Genomic DNA, 17,206 nt, shown 5'->3' on the forward strand with positions numbered 1-17,206 from the left:
CCTTGTGTCCTGCCCCATGGGTGGAGCCGTTGATACAGAACGGCAGGTTGCCCGCCGGCCCCCGGCGGCCCTCAGCGCAGGTAGGAGCGGATCGCGGGACGGCACCAGAACACCAGGGCCGCCAGGGTCAGGCCCCAGGCCAGGGGGGCGCCCACCGCCAGCAGGAGCCGTTCCTCCCCCACCAGCGCCAGCCGCACGATGCCGTAGGCCATCTCGATCGCCAGATCCAGCGACAGGGCCACGATCGCCAGCACCTGACCCCAGAGGCGCCACTTCAGCAGGGCGACGCAGGCCACCACCCCCAGGGCCACCGCCGGCAGCACGGCACTGGTGTAGACGACCACATTGGCCGTGCGCCAGAGGCTGGTGAGCAGGATTGCCGCCAGGCCCAGCGGCAGGGCCAGCAGGTTGGCCACCAGACCGAGCCAGGCGAGCACGCGATAGCCGCGGGGCGGCTGCAGCTCCGCGAGGGCGGCAGGGGTCGGCGAGAGCGTCTGCATTCGGTCGATTCTCTCAGTTGCGGTCAGGCAAGGCGCCGTCCCTGTCGGATCGAAACACCAGGTCAAGGTCGGGCATCACCTCGGCGGCGATCGCCACCAGGGTCTCGAACAGCTGCTTGGTGTGGGGCGCCCCCGCCCCCATGGCCTCCCGGCTCATCAGCACCAGTTCCAGCACGGGCCCATCCGCCTTGGCCTGCACGTCGGCGATCAGCTGCAGCCGCAGCGTCTCGTGCTCACCCCGGACCATGGCGCTGAGATGGGCGGGGGAGCGGTGCTCCACGTCGGCGTGGAACCGCAGCAACAGGGGATCCAGCCGACCGATGAGCTCCGTCGGCGGCAGGGGAGCCCGGGGCCTGAAGAGCAGCAGGAAGCGGGCCATGACGTCAGGCTGTTCCCCCCATCCTGGGGCCGTGCCGGGGGGCGGCGCCCGCCGCGGCCCGCCGGGGGCCGCTCAGCGCAGTTCGAACAGGAGCACGTCCGCTCCGTCGGGGCCGGCCTGGAGGCTGTCCGGAGCGGCCGCCGGGAAGCCGAGGCCGTCGCCCCGCTGCAGCGGCCGGCCGAAGGCCGTGCCCTCCCCATCGATCACCTGAAGCCAGCCGGCAGCGTCGGAGGCGATGGCCAGCTCCAGCCGCTCGCCCGCGCCGGCCCGGGCTCGCCAGAGCCGCACCGGCCGGTTGATGGCCAGGGCCCCCTGGCGTCCATCCGGATCCAGCAGCGGCGTCCAGCCAGGTTGGAGCCGGAACGGCTCCTGGCGGTAGGCGGGGGGGTGGCCCGCCCGATCCGGCTCGATCCAGATCTGCAGCAGCCGGCAGGGGCTCTCGCCCTGATTCACCTCGCTGTGGACCACGCCGGTGCCGGCGCTCATCGCCTGCACCTCTCCGGCCCGCAGCACCTCGCTGTGGCCCATGGAGTCGTGGTGATTGAGCTGGCCATCCACCATCACCGTGACGATCTCCATGTCCCGGTGGGGATGCATGCCGAAGCCGCGGCCGGCGGCGATGGTGTCGTCGTTGATCACCCGCAGCGGTCCGAACCCCATCCAGGCCGGATCGTGGTGGTGGGAAAAGGAGAAGCTGTGCCAGCTGTCCAGCCAGTCGAGACGGCTGTGGAAGCGCTCGGCGGCGGGTCGGAAGACAAGGGTCATGGGGGGGGCTCAGGGTTGGATCAGTTCCATGCGCTGCAGCCGCTGCACGATGTCGTCGATGCTGCTGTCCTTGGCGGGATTGCTGCGGCTGCTGGAGAGCTGGCGACCCACCACGTGGGCTCCGAGGTGGGCCAGCTGGATGCGCAGCACGGCCAGCACTTCGACGCCGGGACCGCCGGAATGGGTGGCGATCGCGATCGGTCGACCGTTGAACAGGGTGCGGAAGCCGTCCCCCTGCACCGAGAGCCAGGCGATGGCGCTGGTCAGCACCGGTGGGAGGGAGCCGTTGTACTCGGGGGCGCAGATCACCCAGCGGGGGGCGGCCTCAAGCCTGCGGCTCAGCCCCTCCACCTCGGCGGGAAGGCCGGACTCCGCGTGGGTGCGGGGGTTGTAGAGCGGCAGGGACAGGGTGGTGAGGTCGAGCACCTCGGCGGCCATGGCGCGGGCGCGGCCGGCGGCGGCGAAACGCTCGGCGAGTTTCAGGTTCTCGCCGTTGCTGGCACTGAGCACCAGAAGATCGGGGGACATGTCAGGCGGATTCCAGGAAGGGGTAGTCGGTGTAGCCGGCCGGACCTGGGGAGTAGAAGGTGGCCGGGTCGGGGGACTGCAGGGGGGCGCCCAGGCGCAGGCGCTCGGGCAGGTCCGGGTTGGCCAGGAACGGCGTGCCGAAGGCCACCGCGTCGAGCTGGCCGGCGGCGATGGCGGCGTTGGCCTCCTCGGCCGTGTAGCCCATGTTCCCCACCAGCACCCCGCTGAAGCCGGAACGGATCGGGGTGAGCACATCGCCGTGCTGCTGGCCGAGGAAGTCCCCCCGCATCACGTGCAAGTAATCCAGGCCGGTGCTCTCCAGCCGCTGGGCCAGCCAGCCCGACAGTCCGATGGGGTCGCTGTCGACCATGGCGTTGTAGCCGTTCAGCGGCGAGATCCGCAGGCCCACCAGGGGCGATTCGGCCCGGGCGGCCTCCAGCACCTCCAGCAGCAGCCGGGCCCGGTTGGCCACCGGCCCGCCGTAGGGACCCTGGCGCCGATTGCTGCCGTCCCGCAGGAAGGCGTCGAGCAGGTAGCCGTTGGCGCCATGCACCTCGACCCCGTCGAAGCCGGCGTCGATGGCGTTGCGGGTGGCCTGGCGGAACCCCGCCACGATCGCGGGCAGTTCGTCGTCGGCCAGCTCCCGGGGGACGACATAGGGCTGTTTCCCTTCGGGGGTGTGCACCTCGTCGCCGGTGATCGCGATCGGGCTCGGCCCCACGGGCTGGCGGCCATCGTTGAGCAGGGGGTGGCAGGCCCGCCCGCCATGCCAGATCTGCAGCACGATCCGCCCACCGGCGGCATGGACCGCGTCGGTGGTGAGTCGCCAGCCCGCCACCTGGGCCGCCGAATGGATGCCGGGTTCGTGCCAGAAGGCCGAGTTGCCCTCCAGCACCATCGTGGCCTCGGCGATCAGCAGGCCGGCGCTGGCCCGCTGCTGGTAGTAGGTGGCCATCAGCGGGCCTGGAACGTGCTCCGGCTCGGCCCGGCATCGGGTGAGGGGGGCCATCAGCACCCGATTGGGCAGCTGCAGCGGGCCCACGCTCAGGGGGGTGAACAGGTCGCTCATGGGGCGGTGACCGACCGGCTGGAGCGGGGATGCCCCGGGCCGTAAGGGATTGTTAAGGTCATGGGGGGACTCTGGCGGACCCCCACCCTGACTGACAAGAACGCACCCGCTTGTGCCTGGGGCACCTGCCGGTAACCCCGATCCCTGTGACGGCCTCTCTCCCCGATTCCCTGGACTCCGATGGTTCCCAGCTCTGCCCGGCGGAGCTGGCCCTGCGGGTGATGCGCGGCCGATGGAAGCTGCTGATCCTCTGCCGGCTCCGGGAGGGTCCCCAGCGCTTCTCGGCCCTGCAGCGGTCCCTGGTGGGGGTGAGCCACAAGGTGCTCACGGCCCAGCTGCGGGAGCTGGAGGCCGATGCCGTCGTCTGCCGCCGCGTCTTCGGTGAGGTGCCGCCGAGGGTGGAGTACGACCTCAGCGAGCGGGGTCGGGCGCTCCTGCCCGTGCTGGAAGGTCTGCATGCCTGGGGAGCGGCAACCCCGACAGCGGTGGAAGCTGGGGAATGAGGCTGCGGCGGAACCAGCTTTCCGGCTCCACCCGCTGCAGCGTGCGCAGCAGCACCAGGGGCAGGGTGCGGAGCTCGAAGGGTGCCCGCAGGGTCGGCCACAGCCCCTCGCGGCGGTAGAGCAGGGACTCCAGCTGATCCCGCTGCGGCGGGGTGAGCGGTCCCCAGACCCCGCCGATGGCACCGGCCTCCCGGGCCATCGCCAGGAACGGCAGCGCCAGACCCGGCACCAGCCCCTCCAGCCTGAGGCTGTCGGCCGCCTGCAGCACCAAAGCGTCCTCCGGGCTCTCCAGGCCGAGCTCGGCGCCCGTGGCACTCACCGCCCGCAGCCGCCCGTGCACCGTTCCGCCGCTGTGCTGCAGCCGCACCGGCACCGAGAGGGCAAACCAGGGAACCCCATCCCGGTGGGGCCGGTCCCAGCAGCTGCGGATCGCCAGCAGCAGCAGCAGGCCGTTGAGCAGGCTCCAGCCCAGCACCACCCCGACCGTGGCGGCCGAGACCGGCAGCAGCCCCTCCTGGCCGGCCATCAGCGGGAGGCGACCCGGTGCCAGGTTCCAGAGCGCCACCAGCTGCAGGGCCAGCAGGGCCAGCAGCGGCAGCAGCAGGCCCGCATCCGGGCCGGTGTCCCGGCCGACCACCGCCTTTGGCGTGACCCGGAACCGCCGCGGCCGGCCCAGGGCCGTGGCGACCACGGCGGCACAGATCGGCACCAGGAAGATCCAGCGGTACAGCTCCGGCAGGATCGCGGCGCGGGCGTGGCCGCTCAGCCAGCGGGTGAGCAGCAGCTGGCTGAACACGAACGGCATGGCAACCGTGAGCAGGGCATCGCCGCTGAAGAGGATCGGGGCGATGCCCAGCAGGCCCAGGCTGAGCGGCGTGCAGAGCAGCACCAGCTGGGCGGGGAAGGTGAACCAGTGCAGGATGCCTTCGCTGTAGGCGAGCCGCTGCAGGGGGCTGAGCCCGGGGATGCGCAGCGGATCGGCTCCCGTGCGCAGGGTCTGGAGGGAACCGCTGCCCCAGCGGCAGCGCTGCCGCGCCATGGTCGCGGCCGTGAAGGGGGCGAGGCCGGCGCTCAGCTTCTCCGAGAGGTAGTGGTTGCGGTAGCCGGCGGCGGTGATCCGGATGCCGGTGGCCAGGTCCTCCGATGGGGTGGCCGTCTCGAAGCCGCCCACCCGCTCCAGCGCCTCGCGCCGCATCAGGAAGGAGGTGCCGGCGCAGACCACGGCATTGAGGTTCTGGCGGGTGGGCTGGATCCAGCGGTAGAAGCTTTCCTCGTCCGGCAGCAGCCAGCGCTCCAGGCGCAGATTGCGCATCACCGGATCGGCATTCATGTAGCTCTGGGGCGTCTGCACGAAGCCCACCGACGGGTCGGCGAACAGGCCGACCGTGCGGCGCAGGAAGGGTCGCAGCGGCACGACGTCGGCGTCGAAGACCGCCACCAGCTCCCCTTGGCAGTGGCGCAGCCCGTGGTTGAGGTTGCCGGCCTTGGCATGGGCGTGCTCCCGGCGGGCGACATAGCGGCAGCCGAGGCGGTCGCAGAGTTCCGCCAGCTCCGGCCGGTCGCTGTCGTCGAGCAGCCAGACCGTGTGGCTGGGGTAGTCCATCGCCAGGCAGCCCCGCAGGCAGCGCTCCACCAGCTCGACCGGTTCGCCGCAGCTGGGCACGAGCACGTCGACTGACGGGACGGGCGTGGGGATCGGACCTGCGGGGGGCGCCGGCCGTTCGGGCAGGAGCGTGAACCAGAGCTGCAGGAAGAACCCGGCCAGCAGGACCAGCTCCGCCGCCAGGGTCAGGAGGCTGAGGCTGGCGGCCAGCGGCGTGGCCAGGTTGAGGCTGGCGCTGAAGCGCCAGTTCAGATAACGGGCCCCCAGCAGTGTCAGCAGCAGAACGGCCCAGGGCAGGCGTGCCATCGACCCGGACCAATTGTTAAGCAAATCTAGGCGGTTCTCCCGGCGCACCGGGATCGGGCCGGCCCATGGCCGCGGCCTCAGGTGCCACTGGCCCATGAAAAAGCCCGGCGTCCAGGATCGCCGGGCTTGGGGTGGAACGATGACGTTCCTGACGTGGTTCGGGTTGTCTGATGTCGGTGGTGACTCCGGTTGAACGGTCGGTTAGACGGTTGACATTCGGAAGCGTTGACGATCAGAAGGGCTGACGATCGGGTCCTTGGGGACCGTGGATGGGTGATGGGGAGGGAGACGAGGATGCTCCTCCGCCATGGACGCGCCATCAAAGAGAGGTCAGCTGGGCTGGGGATCCATAGGGAGTCCCCTGGGGTGGGTTTCGGAGTCGGAGCTGCGGAGGGGAGGCACCTGGGGCCGAGGCATCCAGGAGCCGGTTTCCATGGACCCGTGGGCACCTGAACGATGCATCGGGTAATCGGCGAACGATCGGGAAACCGTTGTAGGGAACAAGACTGTTGGAGCAGGGGCCTGCCGTCAGCACACTCCTGACATCTGACCGGGCGGGGTGTCTTCCATCGCTGGAGCCTCCTGGTTTCTGAATTCACTCTCATCCCTCCCGGCCGCCCTGGCCATAGGCAATCGTGCTGGTCTTCGCCCGCGCAGGGCTGGGTCGCCTTCCTGGGCCCTCACTCGTCGTTGCGCTGGGCCACCAGGGCTTCGTAGGCGGTGCAGAACGGTTCCCCCAGGGAGTCCCGCAGCGGTGCGTCGTGGCGGAAGGCCTCAAGGGCATCGGCGTGACAGGTGGGCAGGGAGGCCGCCCCCGTCGGTGCCTCCACATAGGTGTTCAGATCGCTGCGGGGGCCGGGCTCGAGCCGCCGTTCGATGCCGTCCAGACCCGCCGCCAGCACCGCCGCCTGGAGCAGGTAGGGGTTGGCGGCGCCGTCGCCGAGACGCAGCTCGATCCGCTGGTCGTCGGGGATGCGCACCATGTGGGTGCGGTTGTTGCCGCCGTAGCTGATCCAGGAGGGGGACCAGGTGGCGCCGGAACTGGTGACGGAACGTGCCAGGCGCCGGTAGCTGCCGGCCACCGGATTGGTGAGGGCGCACAGGGCCGGGGCGTGGGCCAGCAGGCCGGCGAGAAACCGGTAGGCCACCTCCGACAGGCCCTTCTCCCCGGCAGGGTCGTGGAACACATTGCGCCCCCCTTCGTCCCAGAGCGAGGCGTGCAGGTGGGCGCCGTTGCCGGTGAGGGCCGGGATCGGCTTGGGCTGGAAGCTCACCCGCACCCCATGGCGTTCCGCCAGGGCGGCCGCCATCACGCGGAAGAAGGCGTGGCGGTCGGCGGTCAGCAGCGATTCGGCGTAGGTCCAGTTCAGTTCGAACTGGCCATTGGCGTCCTCGTGATCGGCCTGGTACGGCCCCCAGCCGAGGCTCTCCATGCCGTCCAGCAGTTCGCTGATCAGCGGGTAGTGGCGCATCAGGGCCAGCTGGTCGTAGCAGGGCTTGGACTGCCGGTCGAGGCCATCGGCGATGGCGTCCCGTTCCGGGTCCATCAGGAAGAACTCCGCCTCGACGCCGCTGCGGAACTGCAGGCCCATGGCCGCCGCCCGGGCGATCTGACGCTGGAGCACCCGGCGCGGCGACTGCTCCAGCACCTGGCCCTCCACCTGCAGATCGGTGGCCACCCAGGCCACGTCCGGCTGCCAGGGGAGCACCATCAGGCTGGTGACATCGGGGATCGCCAGCACGTCCGGATCGGCCGGGGTCATGTCGAGCCAGGCGGCGAAACCGGCGAAGCCGGCCCCGGATCGGGCCAGTTCGGCCGCCGCGGCCGCCGGCACCAGCTTGGCCCGCTGCACCCCGAACAGGTCGCAGAAGGAGAAGAGGAAGTGGCGGATGCCATGGGTGGCGGCGAAGCGGGCCAGATCGGTCATCGGGGGTGGTGAGGGGTGAGGCGGGTGTGGGGGCGGCGAGTGGGGGCTGGCCGGAGGCGATCCGTCAGCGCAGAGCCGTCAGTCGGCGCAGAGGCGTCAGTCAGTGCAGAGCCGATCCACGGCGGCCCGCAGCTGGCGCTGCTCGGCCGGCGCGTCGCGGGGATTGCCGGCCCGGTGGCCCAGGTCGGACTCCAGAACCTCGAAGTGGGCACCGCGGATCAGGGCGGCCTCGGCCTGGCAGTCGTCGGGGGTGAAATAGAGGTCGTGGCGGCCGGCGATCACGGCGGTGCGGGCCCGGATCCGGCCCAGGGCCGCGGCCAGGTCGGCATCGGGATCGCCTTGGCTCGTGGCTTCTGGATCGCCATCGGCAGCACCATCGCCAGGGGCATCGGCCGCGCTGATCCCGGCGGCGGCTGCCACGTCGTTCGCCAGCCAGACATCGAGCATGGCCAGCAGGTCATGGGGGTCGTGGCGGCGGTAAGCCGGCAGCCAGGCCTGCTCCACGTAGGCCTCGACGCTGGCGTAGCCCAGCTGGCGATGGGCGCCGCGGCGATAGAAGGGCTGGCTGGCGGCCCAGCTGGCGTAGATCAGGGCGAAGGTGCGCAACCCCTGCTCCGGTACGCCCCGGAAGCAGCGCCCATCCCAGTGGGGATCGGCGGTGAGGGCCTGGCGCAGGCTGAGCAGGAACACCCGGTTGTGGGCCGTGGTGCGCGCCGTGCCGCAGACGCAGCAGATCCGCCGGGTCCGCTCCGGCTCCAGCACGGCCCAGTGGTAGGCCTGCTGGGCCCCCATCGACCAGCCGTAGATCAGGGCCGGTGCGCCCACCTGGAAGACCTCCTCCAGCAGCCGGCGCTGGGCGGCCACGTTGTCACGGTGGTCGACGGGCCAGGAGCCGGCCACCAGGCCGGCTCCTGAGTTGCTGGGACTGGTGGAGCGGCCATTGCCGAACTGGCTGACCAGCACCACGCACCAGCGCTCCGGATCGAGGATCGGCCCCACCACCCAGTCGATGTCCTCGGGCCAGGCGCCATAGGAGCTCGGGTAGAGCACCAGGTTGGAGCGGTCTTCTGCCAGCGTTCCGTAGACCCGATAGTCGAGCCAGGCGGCGGGAAGGATCCCGCCGGCGGCGAGGGGAAAGTCCCCGAGCGCGAAGCGGCGCGGGGGGGCGGGGCTTGGGGGCAAGGGAGCGGGGTTCAGGGGAGGGCGAGTCGGGCGGGATCGCGCAGGAAGTCGCGGTGCACCGCCAGGTACCCCTGCCCCGTGTGAACCAGATGGGGCGCCAGATGGCCATGGGCCTCGGCGAGGGCGTGGAAGGGCACCGAGGGGTAGAGGTGGTGCTCGACGTGGAAGGGCATGTCCCACATCAGCCAGCGCAGGGGCGGCAGCGTCAGGGTGGTGCGGGTGTTGCTGAGGCCGTCCGTGTCGGTGCTGCAACCCCCGTGCTCGGCCATCAGCACGAAGCGCAGCAGCGGCTGGCCGACGGCCAGGGGCAGCAGCCAGAACCAGAACATGGCACTGTTGCCCTGCCAGAGGGAGGCGACCAGCAGGACGGCGTAGACGGCGACCTGGATCCGGATCGAACGGGTGACGGCCGCGGCCGCCTCGGCGGGAAGGTAGGGCCTGCCGCCGAAGTCACCGCGCAGGCCGGCGGCATGGCCGCGCAGCTTGCCGATCCACCAGGGAAGCCCGCTGAGCTCGAGCAGATAACCGGCCAGGCTGCTGGGGGGGGCGTCCTCCAGCTCCGGATCGAGGCCCGGCTGGTGGGTGTAGCGATGGTGCCACTGGTGGTAGCGGCGGTAGTAATCGGCGTTGTAGAAGCTCAGCAGACCGGCCCACCAGGCCACGGCGTCGTTGAGGCCCTTACCGGCGAAGGCGGTGCGGTGGCCGCATTCGTGCATGGCGCAGAAGCCGAAGGCCAGGCCCCAGCCCAGCAGCAGCAGGCCCACCAGCCGCAGGCCAAAGAACGCTGCGGTGGGTAGGGCGGGAGACATCGGCCATCCCCAGAGCACGGCCCCCAGCCCCAGCACGGTGAGGTGAAAGGCCAGCCGGCGCCAGCCGGGCCCGTCCCGTCGCTCGTTGAGGCGCTGCAGCAGCGGAGCGGACAGCAGCGGCGCAGCGGCGCCCGGGCCGGCCGCCGGTGGCGCGGAGGGTGGGGAGGCGGTCACGAAGGTCGCCGTTGGTCGGCGGAGGGAGACGTCGTCGACCCACTGTCCCGCTCGGGGTCCGCCGGACACCGTTCGTCACGAACACTCCCACCGGGTGTGGCGCCCTGTGGGGATGGTTACGCGCTGATGCCCCGCGGCAGGGAAGAGTGGGACCTGCGTCGTGCAGGCCCGGTGCCTTCCCTGCTGTTCTTCTCGCTCTGGGGCTTCGAGGGCCCCCTCGCCATGGCCCTGGAGACGGCGGAAGGGGGGGGCTTCGACGGGCTGGAGCTGAACATTCACCATCCCTCCCTTGTCGGCGACCCGGACGGACCCGCCCGCCTGCTGTCGTCCGGCAGGCCCCTGGTGCTGGAGGTGGTCACCGGTGGGGATTACGTGCCGCAGCTGGCCGTCACGCCGGCGCAGCACCTGGCGGAACTGGAGGACCAGCTCAACCGCTGCGCCGACCTCCGCCCCCACCGGGTGACTGTGCTCACCGGCAGCGATGCCTGGCCCCTGGAGCGGCAACTGACCTTCCTGGCCGAGGCCCAGGCCCTGGCGGCAGCCAGCGGCCTGCCGGTGAGCTTCGAAACCCACCGGTCCCGCTGCCTGGGGATGCCCTGGACGATCGCGCCGCTGCTGGAGGCCGTGCCCGGGCTGCGGCTCACGGCCGACCTTAGCCATTGGTGCGTGGTGGCCGAACGGCTGATGACCCCGGATCTGGAGCCGGTGCGGTTGATGGCCGAGCGGGTCGACCACATCCATGCCCGGGTGGGCCATGCCCAGGGTCCCCAGGTGTCCCACCCCTTCGCCCCTGAGCACGCGGAGGCGCTGGCGGCCCATCGGGCCTGCTGGCGCCTGTTCACCGAGAGGGCGCTCCAGCGCGGGGCGCCGCCGCCCAGCTTCACTCCCGAATTCGGACCGGATGGCTACATGCCCACCCTGCCCTTCACTGACCGCCCGGTGGCCGATCTGCTGACGGTCAACACGGCGATGGCGCAGTGGTTACGGAGTCAGCTGTTAGCCGACGACAGCGATAAGATGTGTTCATCCTGAACAGAGCTACGTCGTGATGAACGTGATCGACGCCCCGACCGCCACACCGTCGGCCAACCATTCCAGCGAAGGGTCCGATCCCCGCCAGGCCACCCTGGTCGCTTCGCTGCGCGCCCGCTACGCCATCGCCGAGCAGCGCCAGGACGCCGATGCCAAACGTGCCCTGTTCAAGGAGGCCGTTTATCTGGGCATCCGCCCCGACGCGTACCAGGGCTCCAGCAGCGCCGCGTAGATCGCCTGCTGATGCAGGATCCGGGCCTCCAGCCTGTGCGGGGGGCCGGTGCGGAACCCATCCCCGTAGCCCCGCTGCGCCGACTCCACCAGGTCCCGGTCCTCGGCCAGGAAGTGGACCATCTCCGCCATCAGCTCCTCCCCTTCGGCCTGGCGTGAGGCGGGGCCCAGCAGCCACACCTGCATGCGGCAGGTGTCCAGTTTCTCGGGCAGGAACTGGATCATCGCCATCCGTCCGTCGGGCCACAGCAGCAGGTGGTTCCACGGCGGCAGGCCAAAGGTGAGGAACTCACCCTCCGCCTCGGGCCAGGGGGTGGCCAGCACGTTGGCCCAGGTGCCGAAGCGATGGCGGTAGTCGCGCACCGGGCCCTGCAGCCGATGCAGGGTGGTGGGATGGGCGATGGCGACGTGGTAGTCGTCGAGGGTGTTGTCGTGGGCGATCTTCCAGTTGCAGGCGAGCCCCCGTTCGTGGAAGGCCAGGGGCAACAGGGTTCGGGCGAGGGCTTCGGAGGCTTCCTGCAGCGGCAGATCGAGCTGGTCGTCGAGGGGGATCGGATCGGCCCCCAGGGCCACCCAGATCAGGGAGGCGCGCACCTGGCAGCCGAGGCCCTCGAGTGGCCAGGCACCGCGATCGAAGGGGTCGACGAACTCCCCTTCCCGGGCGGCCGCCAGCAGCGTGCCGCCCAGGTCGTAGGTCCAGCCGTGGTAGGGGCACACCAGCCTCCGGCAGGCCACGCTGCCCTCAGCCGGCTCGCGAAAGGCCACGGCTCGGTGGGGGCAGCGGTTGCGGAAGGCCCGCACGACGCCATCACTGCCGTGGCAGAGCAGCACGGGCAGGCCCAGCAGCTCCAGCGCCCGCACATGCCCCTGCGGAAGATCGGCGGCGGCGGCGACGGGGTGCCAGAAGCGGCTGGCGTAGTGCTCGCGCTCCAGGGCGGCCACGGACACCGAGCCGTACAGCTCCGTTGGCAGAAAGGCGGCCCGGGTGGCGGTGTCCATGGAACGAACGGTCAGGGCAGGGCGGAGTGAACGCTCAGAGCAGGGAGCCATCCAGGCTGCGCAGGCGGCTGGCGAGTTCCTCGCGCAGTTCCAGGAAGGGCTGGGACACGCGCAGGTGGCGCAGGTCGGAGCGGTCCAGCTGGACGTCGACGGTGTGGACGATCCTGCCGGGCCGCGGCGCCATGATGTGGACGGTGCCGGCGAGCAGCAGCGCCTCCTCGATGTCGTGGGTGATCAGCAGGGCGGTGAGCCCGGTGCGCTTCCAGAGGTCGTGGAGGAACTCCTGCATCGATTCGCGGATCTGCAGATCCAGCGCCCCGAACGGTTCGTCCAGCAGCAGCACCTTCGGCTCGGTGGCCAGGGCCCGGGCGATGGCCACCCGCTGCTGCATGCCCCCCGAGAGTTCCCGCGGCAGCAGCCGGGCCGCGTCGGCCAGCCCGACCACGTCGAGGAAGTAGGCGGTCCGCTCGCGGATCTCCGCCTTGCCCCGTCCCTGGAGGGACAGGCCGAAGGCGACGTTCTGGGCCGCCGTGAGCCAGGGGTAGAGGCTGTATTTCTGGAACACCATGCCGCGGTCGGAGCCGGGGCGCCGGACCGGCACGCCATCGAGGTGGATGGTGCCCTCGCTGGGCCGCTCGAGGCCGGCGATCAGCCGCATCACGGTGGACTTGCCGGATCCCGAACTGCCGACCAGAGCCATGAACTGACCCGAAAACAGCTCGAAAGAGATGGTTTCGAGAACGAGCTTGCGATCCCGCCCCTCGCCGAAGCTCTTGGAAACCTGGGAAACCTGGAGATGCATGAGATTCAGTTGGCCCAGGAACAGGCCCGTCGCATCAGAAACCGGAAACCCAGATCGATCATCAGACCGATGAGTCCGATAACGATCAGCCCGACAAAGATCTCATCGGTGCGCAGGAATCGCTGGGCCAGGCTGATGCGTTTGCCCAGGCCCTCGTTGGCGGCCACCAGTTCGGCGACGATCACGAGGTTCCAGGCCGAGGCCATGTTGATGCGGTAGGTGTCGAGCACCTGGGGGGCGATGTAGGGAGCCACCACCCGGGTGAGGATGGGAAGGCCCCGGCCCCCCAGGGTGAGGGCCGTTTCCACCAGTTCGGAGGGAACGAACTTCACCGCATCCATGATCATCAGGGTGTTGAAGAAGAAGGTGCCGATGAAGATGAGCATCACCTTCGGCAGCTCCTCGAGGCCGAAATAAATGATCAGCAGGGGGATGAAGGCCGGCGCCGGCATGTACCGGATCAGCGCCATCAGGGGTTCCAGAAAGTGGCAGATGGTGCGGTTCGTGCCCATGGCGATGCCGATCGGCAGGGCCAGCCCTGCCGAGATCGCGAAGCCGATGAAGACCCGCTTGATGCTGGCCACCGCATCCGCCACCAGGATTCCGCGCTGGAACTGGTCGGTTCCCGCCAACCACACCGCTCCAGGGCCCGGCAGGAAGAGCTTGTCGACCATGCCGCTGGCGGTGACCAGCCACCACACCAGGAAGACGGTGAGGATGCCGAGCACCCCCAAGACCCAGGGGTGGCTGAGGAAGCGACGCAGGGCGGGGGACCGGGCCATGGTGCTCAACGGGCGTTGTCGACAAACTGGGAGTTCAGCAGGTTGGTGAGGTCAGGCTTGGTTTTGGCCAGGCCCGTCTCCACCAGGAAGACGCTGATCTGTTCGGCGGCATAGGGCAGCGACAGCATCGTGGTGCCCGGCTTGAAGTTGCTGCGGTTTTCCTCCAGGGTCTGGATGGTGGTGCCGGCGTTGTACTCCTTGAACTCGGCTTCGCTGACGCCGGAGCGTTCCACCAGGATCGGCAGGGTGCCGGCGGGGTCGTCCTTGATCGTCTTGAGGGTGGCGAACCAGGCGTTGACGATCTTCTGGACCTTCTCGGGATTCTTGGCGACGAATTCCGTGCGGCAGACGAGCAGATCGCTGATCGCCCCGGGGTGATCCTTGGAGGTGGCCAGGGCCCGGCTGCCCGGTCGCTTCAGGGCCTGGGTGGTGAAGGGGGCATAGACGCCGGCGGCGTCCACCTTGCCTGCGGCGAAGGCCGCGGCGGCGGCGCCGGTTTCGAGGGGAACGAAGGTGATGTCCTTGGCGGAGAGACCCGCATCCTTGAGCACCTTGAGCAGCAGGAAGTGGTCGACGGTGCCTTCCTCGGCGGCGACCTTCTTGCCCTTCAGCTCGGGGATCGACTTGATCTCCGCCGCGGCGATGATCTGGTCATTGCCCGTGGAGAAATCGTTCTGGAGCACCACCTGGAGATCGGCCCCACCCGCCACGGAACTGATGGTGTCGTTGAGGGTCTGGCTGTTGCAATCCAGCTGACCGGCGTTGAGGGCGTTGATCGAATCGAGATAGCCGTCGAACCACTGCATCGAGGCCGCCACCCCCTGCTCCTTGAACAGCTCCTTGACCTCGGTGACCTTCCAGGGGAACCAGCCCGGCCAGGCGCTGTAGCCGATCTTGACGGGCGCCTCCTGGCTCGCAGGCTGCTGGCAACCGGCCAGCAATCCTCCCCCGAGAGCGGCCATCAGGGTGAGGGCGACGGCCCGGCGTTGACGACGGAACAAGGTGGCTTTCAACATCAGGGAAATCGGGGAAAGGGTGGTGCCTGCGCAGATGGAGAGGGTCGCGTCTTTGACGCGATCCCAGATGGATGCTGGGTTCGGTTCCGTGGGGTTGTTGGGTGAAGGGAGCCCCCCGTTGGAGAGGGTCAGAAGAACTCCAGATAACGCTGCTGTTCCCATTCGGAGACAGCAGAGTGGTAGGACTCCCACTCTTCACGTTTGTAGGAGATAAACGCCTTGAACATGGCATCACCGAATACGCTTTCGGCAAGTGGATCCGCCGCGAAGGCCTCCACCGCCTCGCCGAGGGTTCGGGGCAGCATGTTCAGGCCCCGCTCGGCCCGTTCCGCCGCGCTGAGTGTGTAGGCATTCACCAGGTTGGGAGCGCCGGGATCGAGTTGTTCGCGAATCCCCTCCAGGCCGGCGGCCAGCATCAGGGCCCCACCCAGGTACGGGTTGCAGGAGATGTCGGCCGCCCGGCATTCCACCCGGCCGCCGGGAGAGGGAATGCGCAGCATGTTGGTGCGGTTGTTGTTGCCGTAGCAGACGAACACCGGTGCCCAGGTGAACCCCGACATGCTCCCTTGGGCGACGAGGCGCTTGTAGCTGTTGACCGTCGGGGCGATCACGGCGCAGATGGCGGGGGCGTGCCGGAGCACACCGGCAATGAAGTGCTCCGCCAGCCGGGTGACCTCCCCGGGGGTCGCCTCGGGCGTGGCGAACAGGTTCACCCCGGTCTGAAGGTCCGCCAGGGACATGTTGAAGTGGGCGCCGCTGCCGGTGCGGTCGCCGAAGGGCTTGGGCATGAAGGTGGCCAGCAGCCCGTGCCGATGGGCGATCTCCTTGGCCATCAGCTTGAAGAAGGTCAGCCGGTCGGCCATGGTGAGCACGTCGGCGTAGTCGAAGTCGGTCTCGAACTGGCCGGGGCCGTCCTCGTGGTCGAAGGAATAGACCCCCCACCCCAGGCCGTTCATCGCCTGCACCAGCTCGTCCAGCCAGGGCAGGTTGTCGAGCAGGCCGCGCACGTCGTAGGCGGGTTTGTCGAGGGTGTCGCGGTCGCTGAAGGGGACCCAGCCCCCCGCCGCCCCCTTCTTCAGCACAAAGAACTCGGTCTCGATGCCGAGGTTGAAGCGGAAGCCCATGGCGGCGGCCTCCTGGCGCACCCGGCCCAGGATGTGGCGGCTGCAGGCGTCGAAGGGGCGGCCGTGCAGGTGCAGATCGCTGGCGAACCAGGCCACCTCCGGCTGCCAGGGGAGCACGGTGACGCTGGCGGGATCGGGGACCGCGGCCACCTCGTCGTCGCTCACCTCCTGGGGCACGCCGTCGAGGGCCGCGCCGGTGAACAGTTCGGAGCCGGCCATCATCTGGCCGAGGTGTTCGAGGGGCACGGCCTTGGCCTTGCTCACCCCGTGCAGGTCCACGAAGCTGGCCAGGGCGTAGCGGACGCCCTTCGCGCGCAGGTCGGCCTGCAGGGCCGAGGTGGAATCGGAGGCGGGATGCTGGTGACTCATCAGGCGTGCAGCAGGGCGGGGGAGATCTGAACGGCCTGGCGCTGGGCGTCGAGCCAGTCGTGCCAGGCCTCAAAGCCCTCTCCGGTGGTGGCGGAGAGGCGGAACACGGCGGTGCGGGGGTTCACCTGGCGGATGTGGGCCTCGATCCGCTCCACATCCACCGGCAGGTGGGGCAGCAGATCCACCTTGGTGATCAGCACGCAGTCGGCTTCCCGGAACATCACCGGGTACTTGAGCGGCTTGTCGTCCCCCTCGGTGACGCTGAGGAGCGCCACCTTGCGGTGCTCACCGATGGCGAACTCGGCGGGGCAGACCAGGTTGCCCACGTTTTCCACCCAGAGGATGTCCAGGGCGGCGGGATCGAGCCGCTGGCGGAGCAGCTTCAGGCCGCCGCTGACCATGGCGGCATCCAGGTGGCAGGCACGGCCGGTGGTGATCGGCACCACCGGAATCCCCACGGCCTCCAGCCGCTCAGCGTCGAGCAGGGTGGTCATGTCGCCTTCCAGGACGGCCATGGCCCAGCGGCCGGCGAGGGCGGCGAGGCTGCGCTCCAGCAGGGAGGTCTTGCCGGCGCCGGGGCTGCTCATGACGTTGAGGCAGAGCAGGTTCCAGGCGTCGAAGTGCTCGCGGTTGTGGTCGGCCCGGTGCTGGTTGGCCGCCAGCAGATTCAGACCGAGGCTGTCTTCGAGGGGCATGTGCATGGCGGATCAGCAGGCGGCTGTGGGACGGGAAGCAGTGGATGGGGCGGTATCGAAGCCGTAGGCGACCGAACGGATCCGCAGTTCGCGGCCGCTGACGATCTCCTCCATCGGGTGGTGGCAGCAGGGGGAGCGGAAGCCGTCGGCTTGAACGGGGCTGTAGGTGGCCTGGCAGCGGACGCAGCGCCCCACCAGGGGCACCGACTCGATCACCAGCTCGGCGCCGTCGAGCCAGCTGCCCTTGACGGCATCGGCCCAGGTGACCACCAGCTGGTCGGGTTCGACGCAGGTGAAGGTGCCCACTTCGAGATGGACCCGATCCACCGCCGGCACCCGGGGAGCGTGCTGCTGCTTCCACTCGTTCATGGACAGCAGCAGGCAGCGCGTCATGTCGACTTCATGCATGC

19 protein-coding genes are annotated in these 17,206 nt (G+C 69.8%); 3 read left to right on the forward strand and 16 right to left on the reverse strand.

The window, feature by feature from the left end; translation table 11 throughout:
- Positions 1–71 precede the first annotated feature (71 nt).
- The 5 genes from CJZ86_RS00730 to CJZ86_RS00750 form a co-directional block, all read right to left on the reverse strand.
- Complete coding sequence (locus CJZ86_RS00730; RefSeq protein WP_094584050.1) at positions 72–500, reverse strand: Hepatitis C virus core protein; 429 nt, start codon at positions 498–500, stop codon at positions 72–74.
- A gap of 13 nt (positions 501–513) precedes the next feature.
- Complete coding sequence (locus CJZ86_RS00735; protein ID WP_094584051.1) at positions 514–879, reverse strand: hypothetical protein; 366 nt, start codon at positions 877–879, stop codon at positions 514–516.
- A gap of 72 nt (positions 880–951) precedes the next feature.
- Positions 952–1,644: a pirin family protein gene (locus CJZ86_RS00740; RefSeq protein ID WP_094584052.1), complete on the reverse strand. Its 693-nt coding sequence runs from the start codon at positions 1,642–1,644 to the stop codon at positions 952–954.
- A 9-nt stretch (positions 1,645–1,653) separates the two neighbouring features.
- Positions 1,654–2,172 carry an NAD(P)H-dependent oxidoreductase gene (locus CJZ86_RS00745; RefSeq protein WP_094584053.1) on the reverse strand — a complete coding sequence of 173 codons (519 nt, stop codon included), beginning with the start codon at positions 2,170–2,172 and terminating at the stop codon, positions 1,654–1,656.
- A gap of 1 nt (position 2,173) precedes the next feature.
- Positions 2,174–3,241, reverse strand: a complete 1,068-nt coding sequence (locus CJZ86_RS00750) for an alkene reductase (protein ID WP_094584054.1) — start codon at positions 3,239–3,241, stop codon at positions 2,174–2,176.
- 146 nt (positions 3,242–3,387) lie between these two features.
- Here CJZ86_RS00750 and CJZ86_RS00755 point away from each other — a divergent pair, with 146 nt between their 5' ends.
- Positions 3,388–3,744 (forward strand): winged helix-turn-helix transcriptional regulator, encoded by a 357-nt coding sequence (locus tag CJZ86_RS00755; RefSeq protein WP_233133752.1) that lies wholly within the window; start codon positions 3,388–3,390, stop codon positions 3,742–3,744.
- On the opposite strand, the gene CJZ86_RS00760 is transcribed toward CJZ86_RS00755, so the two are convergent.
- The 4 genes from CJZ86_RS00760 to CJZ86_RS00775 all read right to left on the reverse strand — a co-directional run bounded on the left by CJZ86_RS00760 (position 3,653) and on the right by CJZ86_RS00775 (position 9,746).
- Complete coding sequence (locus CJZ86_RS00760; protein WP_094584055.1) at positions 3,653–5,653, reverse strand: glycosyltransferase family 2 protein; 2,001 nt, start codon at positions 5,651–5,653, stop codon at positions 3,653–3,655. The two genes, CJZ86_RS00755 and CJZ86_RS00760, sit on opposite strands and share 92 nt — an antisense overlap.
- Before the next feature lie 680 nt (positions 5,654–6,333).
- Positions 6,334–7,581 carry a type III glutamate--ammonia ligase gene (glnT, locus tag CJZ86_RS00765; protein WP_094584056.1) on the reverse strand — a complete coding sequence of 416 codons (1,248 nt, stop codon included), beginning with the start codon at positions 7,579–7,581 and terminating at the stop codon, positions 6,334–6,336.
- A gap of 96 nt (positions 7,582–7,677) precedes the next feature.
- On the reverse strand, positions 7,678–8,763 hold the full coding sequence (locus CJZ86_RS00770) for an alpha/beta fold hydrolase (RefSeq protein ID WP_094584057.1): 1,086 nt from the start codon (positions 8,761–8,763) through the stop codon (positions 7,678–7,680).
- 11 nt (positions 8,764–8,774) lie between these two features.
- Positions 8,775–9,746, reverse strand: a complete 972-nt coding sequence (locus CJZ86_RS00775) for a fatty acid desaturase (RefSeq protein WP_198960039.1) — start codon at positions 9,744–9,746, stop codon at positions 8,775–8,777.
- Positions 9,747–9,917: 171 nt separating this feature from the next.
- On the opposite strand from CJZ86_RS00775, the gene CJZ86_RS00780 reads away from it, so the two are divergent.
- Both CJZ86_RS00780 and CJZ86_RS00785 read left to right on the forward strand, forming a co-directional pair.
- Positions 9,918–10,778, forward strand: coding sequence for a sugar phosphate isomerase/epimerase family protein (locus CJZ86_RS00780; protein WP_233133753.1), 861 nt, complete (start codon positions 9,918–9,920; stop codon positions 10,776–10,778).
- A gap of 16 nt (positions 10,779–10,794) precedes the next feature.
- On the forward strand, positions 10,795–11,010 hold the full coding sequence (locus CJZ86_RS00785) for a hypothetical protein (RefSeq protein WP_094584058.1): 216 nt from the start codon (positions 10,795–10,797) through the stop codon (positions 11,008–11,010).
- Here CJZ86_RS00785 and CJZ86_RS00790 read toward each other — a convergent pair.
- The 7 genes from CJZ86_RS00790 to CJZ86_RS00820 form a co-directional block, all read right to left on the reverse strand.
- Complete coding sequence (locus tag CJZ86_RS00790; protein ID WP_094584059.1) at positions 10,959–12,008, reverse strand: aromatic ring-hydroxylating oxygenase subunit alpha; 1,050 nt, start codon at positions 12,006–12,008, stop codon at positions 10,959–10,961. The genes CJZ86_RS00785 and CJZ86_RS00790 overlap by 52 nt on opposite strands.
- A 34-nt stretch (positions 12,009–12,042) precedes the next feature.
- The gene (locus CJZ86_RS00795; RefSeq protein ID WP_094584060.1) at positions 12,043–12,810 is read right to left on the reverse strand and encodes an ABC transporter ATP-binding protein; all 768 of its coding nucleotides are present in this window, start codon (positions 12,808–12,810) and stop codon (positions 12,043–12,045) included.
- Positions 12,811–12,815: 5 nt separating this feature from the next.
- The gene (locus CJZ86_RS00800; RefSeq protein WP_094584203.1) at positions 12,816–13,592 is read right to left on the reverse strand and encodes an ABC transporter permease; all 777 of its coding nucleotides are present in this window, start codon (positions 13,590–13,592) and stop codon (positions 12,816–12,818) included.
- Between the two features lie 5 nt (positions 13,593–13,597).
- Complete coding sequence (locus CJZ86_RS00805) at positions 13,598–14,608, reverse strand: ABC transporter substrate-binding protein (protein ID WP_094584061.1); 1,011 nt, start codon at positions 14,606–14,608, stop codon at positions 13,598–13,600.
- A 128-nt stretch (positions 14,609–14,736) separates the two neighbouring features.
- Positions 14,737–16,101 (reverse strand): type III glutamate--ammonia ligase, encoded by a 1,365-nt coding sequence (gene glnT / locus CJZ86_RS00810; RefSeq protein ID WP_094584062.1) that lies wholly within the window; start codon positions 16,099–16,101, stop codon positions 14,737–14,739.
- Positions 16,101–16,802: a hydrogenase nickel incorporation protein HypB gene (hypB, locus tag CJZ86_RS00815; RefSeq protein ID WP_094584063.1), complete on the reverse strand. Its 702-nt coding sequence runs from the start codon at positions 16,800–16,802 to the stop codon at positions 16,101–16,103. The genes glnT (CJZ86_RS00810) and hypB overlap by 1 nt, the downstream gene beginning before the upstream one ends.
- A gap of 6 nt (positions 16,803–16,808) precedes the next feature.
- Entirely contained in the window at positions 16,809–17,204 is a 396-nt protein-coding gene (locus CJZ86_RS00820) for a hydrogenase maturation nickel metallochaperone HypA/HybF (RefSeq protein ID WP_094584064.1), read from the reverse strand.
- Between the last annotated feature and the right edge of the window lie 2 nt (positions 17,205–17,206).

The organism is Synechococcus sp. BO 8801 (assembly GCF_002252675.1).
GTDB lineage: Bacteria > Cyanobacteriota > Cyanobacteriia > PCC-6307 > Cyanobiaceae > Cyanobium.

Bases quoted from the DNA above. Each gene is read 5' to 3' on its own strand.
- CJZ86_RS00730 (WP_094584050.1), bottom strand. From the start codon at position 500: ATGCAGACGCTCTCGCCGACCCCTGCCGCCCTCGCGGAGCTGCAGCCG.
- CJZ86_RS00735 (WP_094584051.1), bottom strand. From the start codon at position 879: ATGGCCCGCTTCCTGCTGCTCTTCAGGCCCCGGGCTCCCCTGCCGCCG.
- CJZ86_RS00740 (WP_094584052.1), bottom strand. From the start codon at position 1,644: ATGACCCTTGTCTTCCGACCCGCCGCCGAGCGCTTCCACAGCCGTCTC.
- CJZ86_RS00745 (WP_094584053.1), bottom strand. From the start codon at position 2,172: ATGTCCCCCGATCTTCTGGTGCTCAGTGCCAGCAACGGCGAGAACCTG.
- CJZ86_RS00750 (WP_094584054.1), bottom strand. From the start codon at position 3,241: ATGAGCGACCTGTTCACCCCCCTGAGCGTGGGCCCGCTGCAGCTGCCC.
- CJZ86_RS00760 (WP_094584055.1), bottom strand. From the start codon at position 5,653: ATGGCACGCCTGCCCTGGGCCGTTCTGCTGCTGACACTGCTGGGGGCC.
- glnT (WP_094584056.1), bottom strand. From the start codon at position 7,581: ATGACCGATCTGGCCCGCTTCGCCGCCACCCATGGCATCCGCCACTTC.
- CJZ86_RS00785 (WP_094584058.1), top strand. From the start codon at position 10,795: ATGAACGTGATCGACGCCCCGACCGCCACACCGTCGGCCAACCATTCC.
- CJZ86_RS00790 (WP_094584059.1), bottom strand. From the start codon at position 12,008: ATGGACACCGCCACCCGGGCCGCCTTTCTGCCAACGGAGCTGTACGGC.
- CJZ86_RS00795 (WP_094584060.1), bottom strand. From the start codon at position 12,810: ATGCATCTCCAGGTTTCCCAGGTTTCCAAGAGCTTCGGCGAGGGGCGG.
- CJZ86_RS00800 (WP_094584203.1), bottom strand. From the start codon at position 13,592: ATGGCCCGGTCCCCCGCCCTGCGTCGCTTCCTCAGCCACCCCTGGGTC.
- CJZ86_RS00805 (WP_094584061.1), bottom strand. From the start codon at position 14,608: ATGTTGAAAGCCACCTTGTTCCGTCGTCAACGCCGGGCCGTCGCCCTC.
- glnT (WP_094584062.1), bottom strand. From the start codon at position 16,101: ATGAGTCACCAGCATCCCGCCTCCGATTCCACCTCGGCCCTGCAGGCC.
- hypB (WP_094584063.1), bottom strand. From the start codon at position 16,802: ATGCACATGCCCCTCGAAGACAGCCTCGGTCTGAATCTGCTGGCGGCC.
- CJZ86_RS00820 (WP_094584064.1), bottom strand. From the start codon at position 17,204: ATGCATGAAGTCGACATGACGCGCTGCCTGCTGCTGTCCATGAACGAG.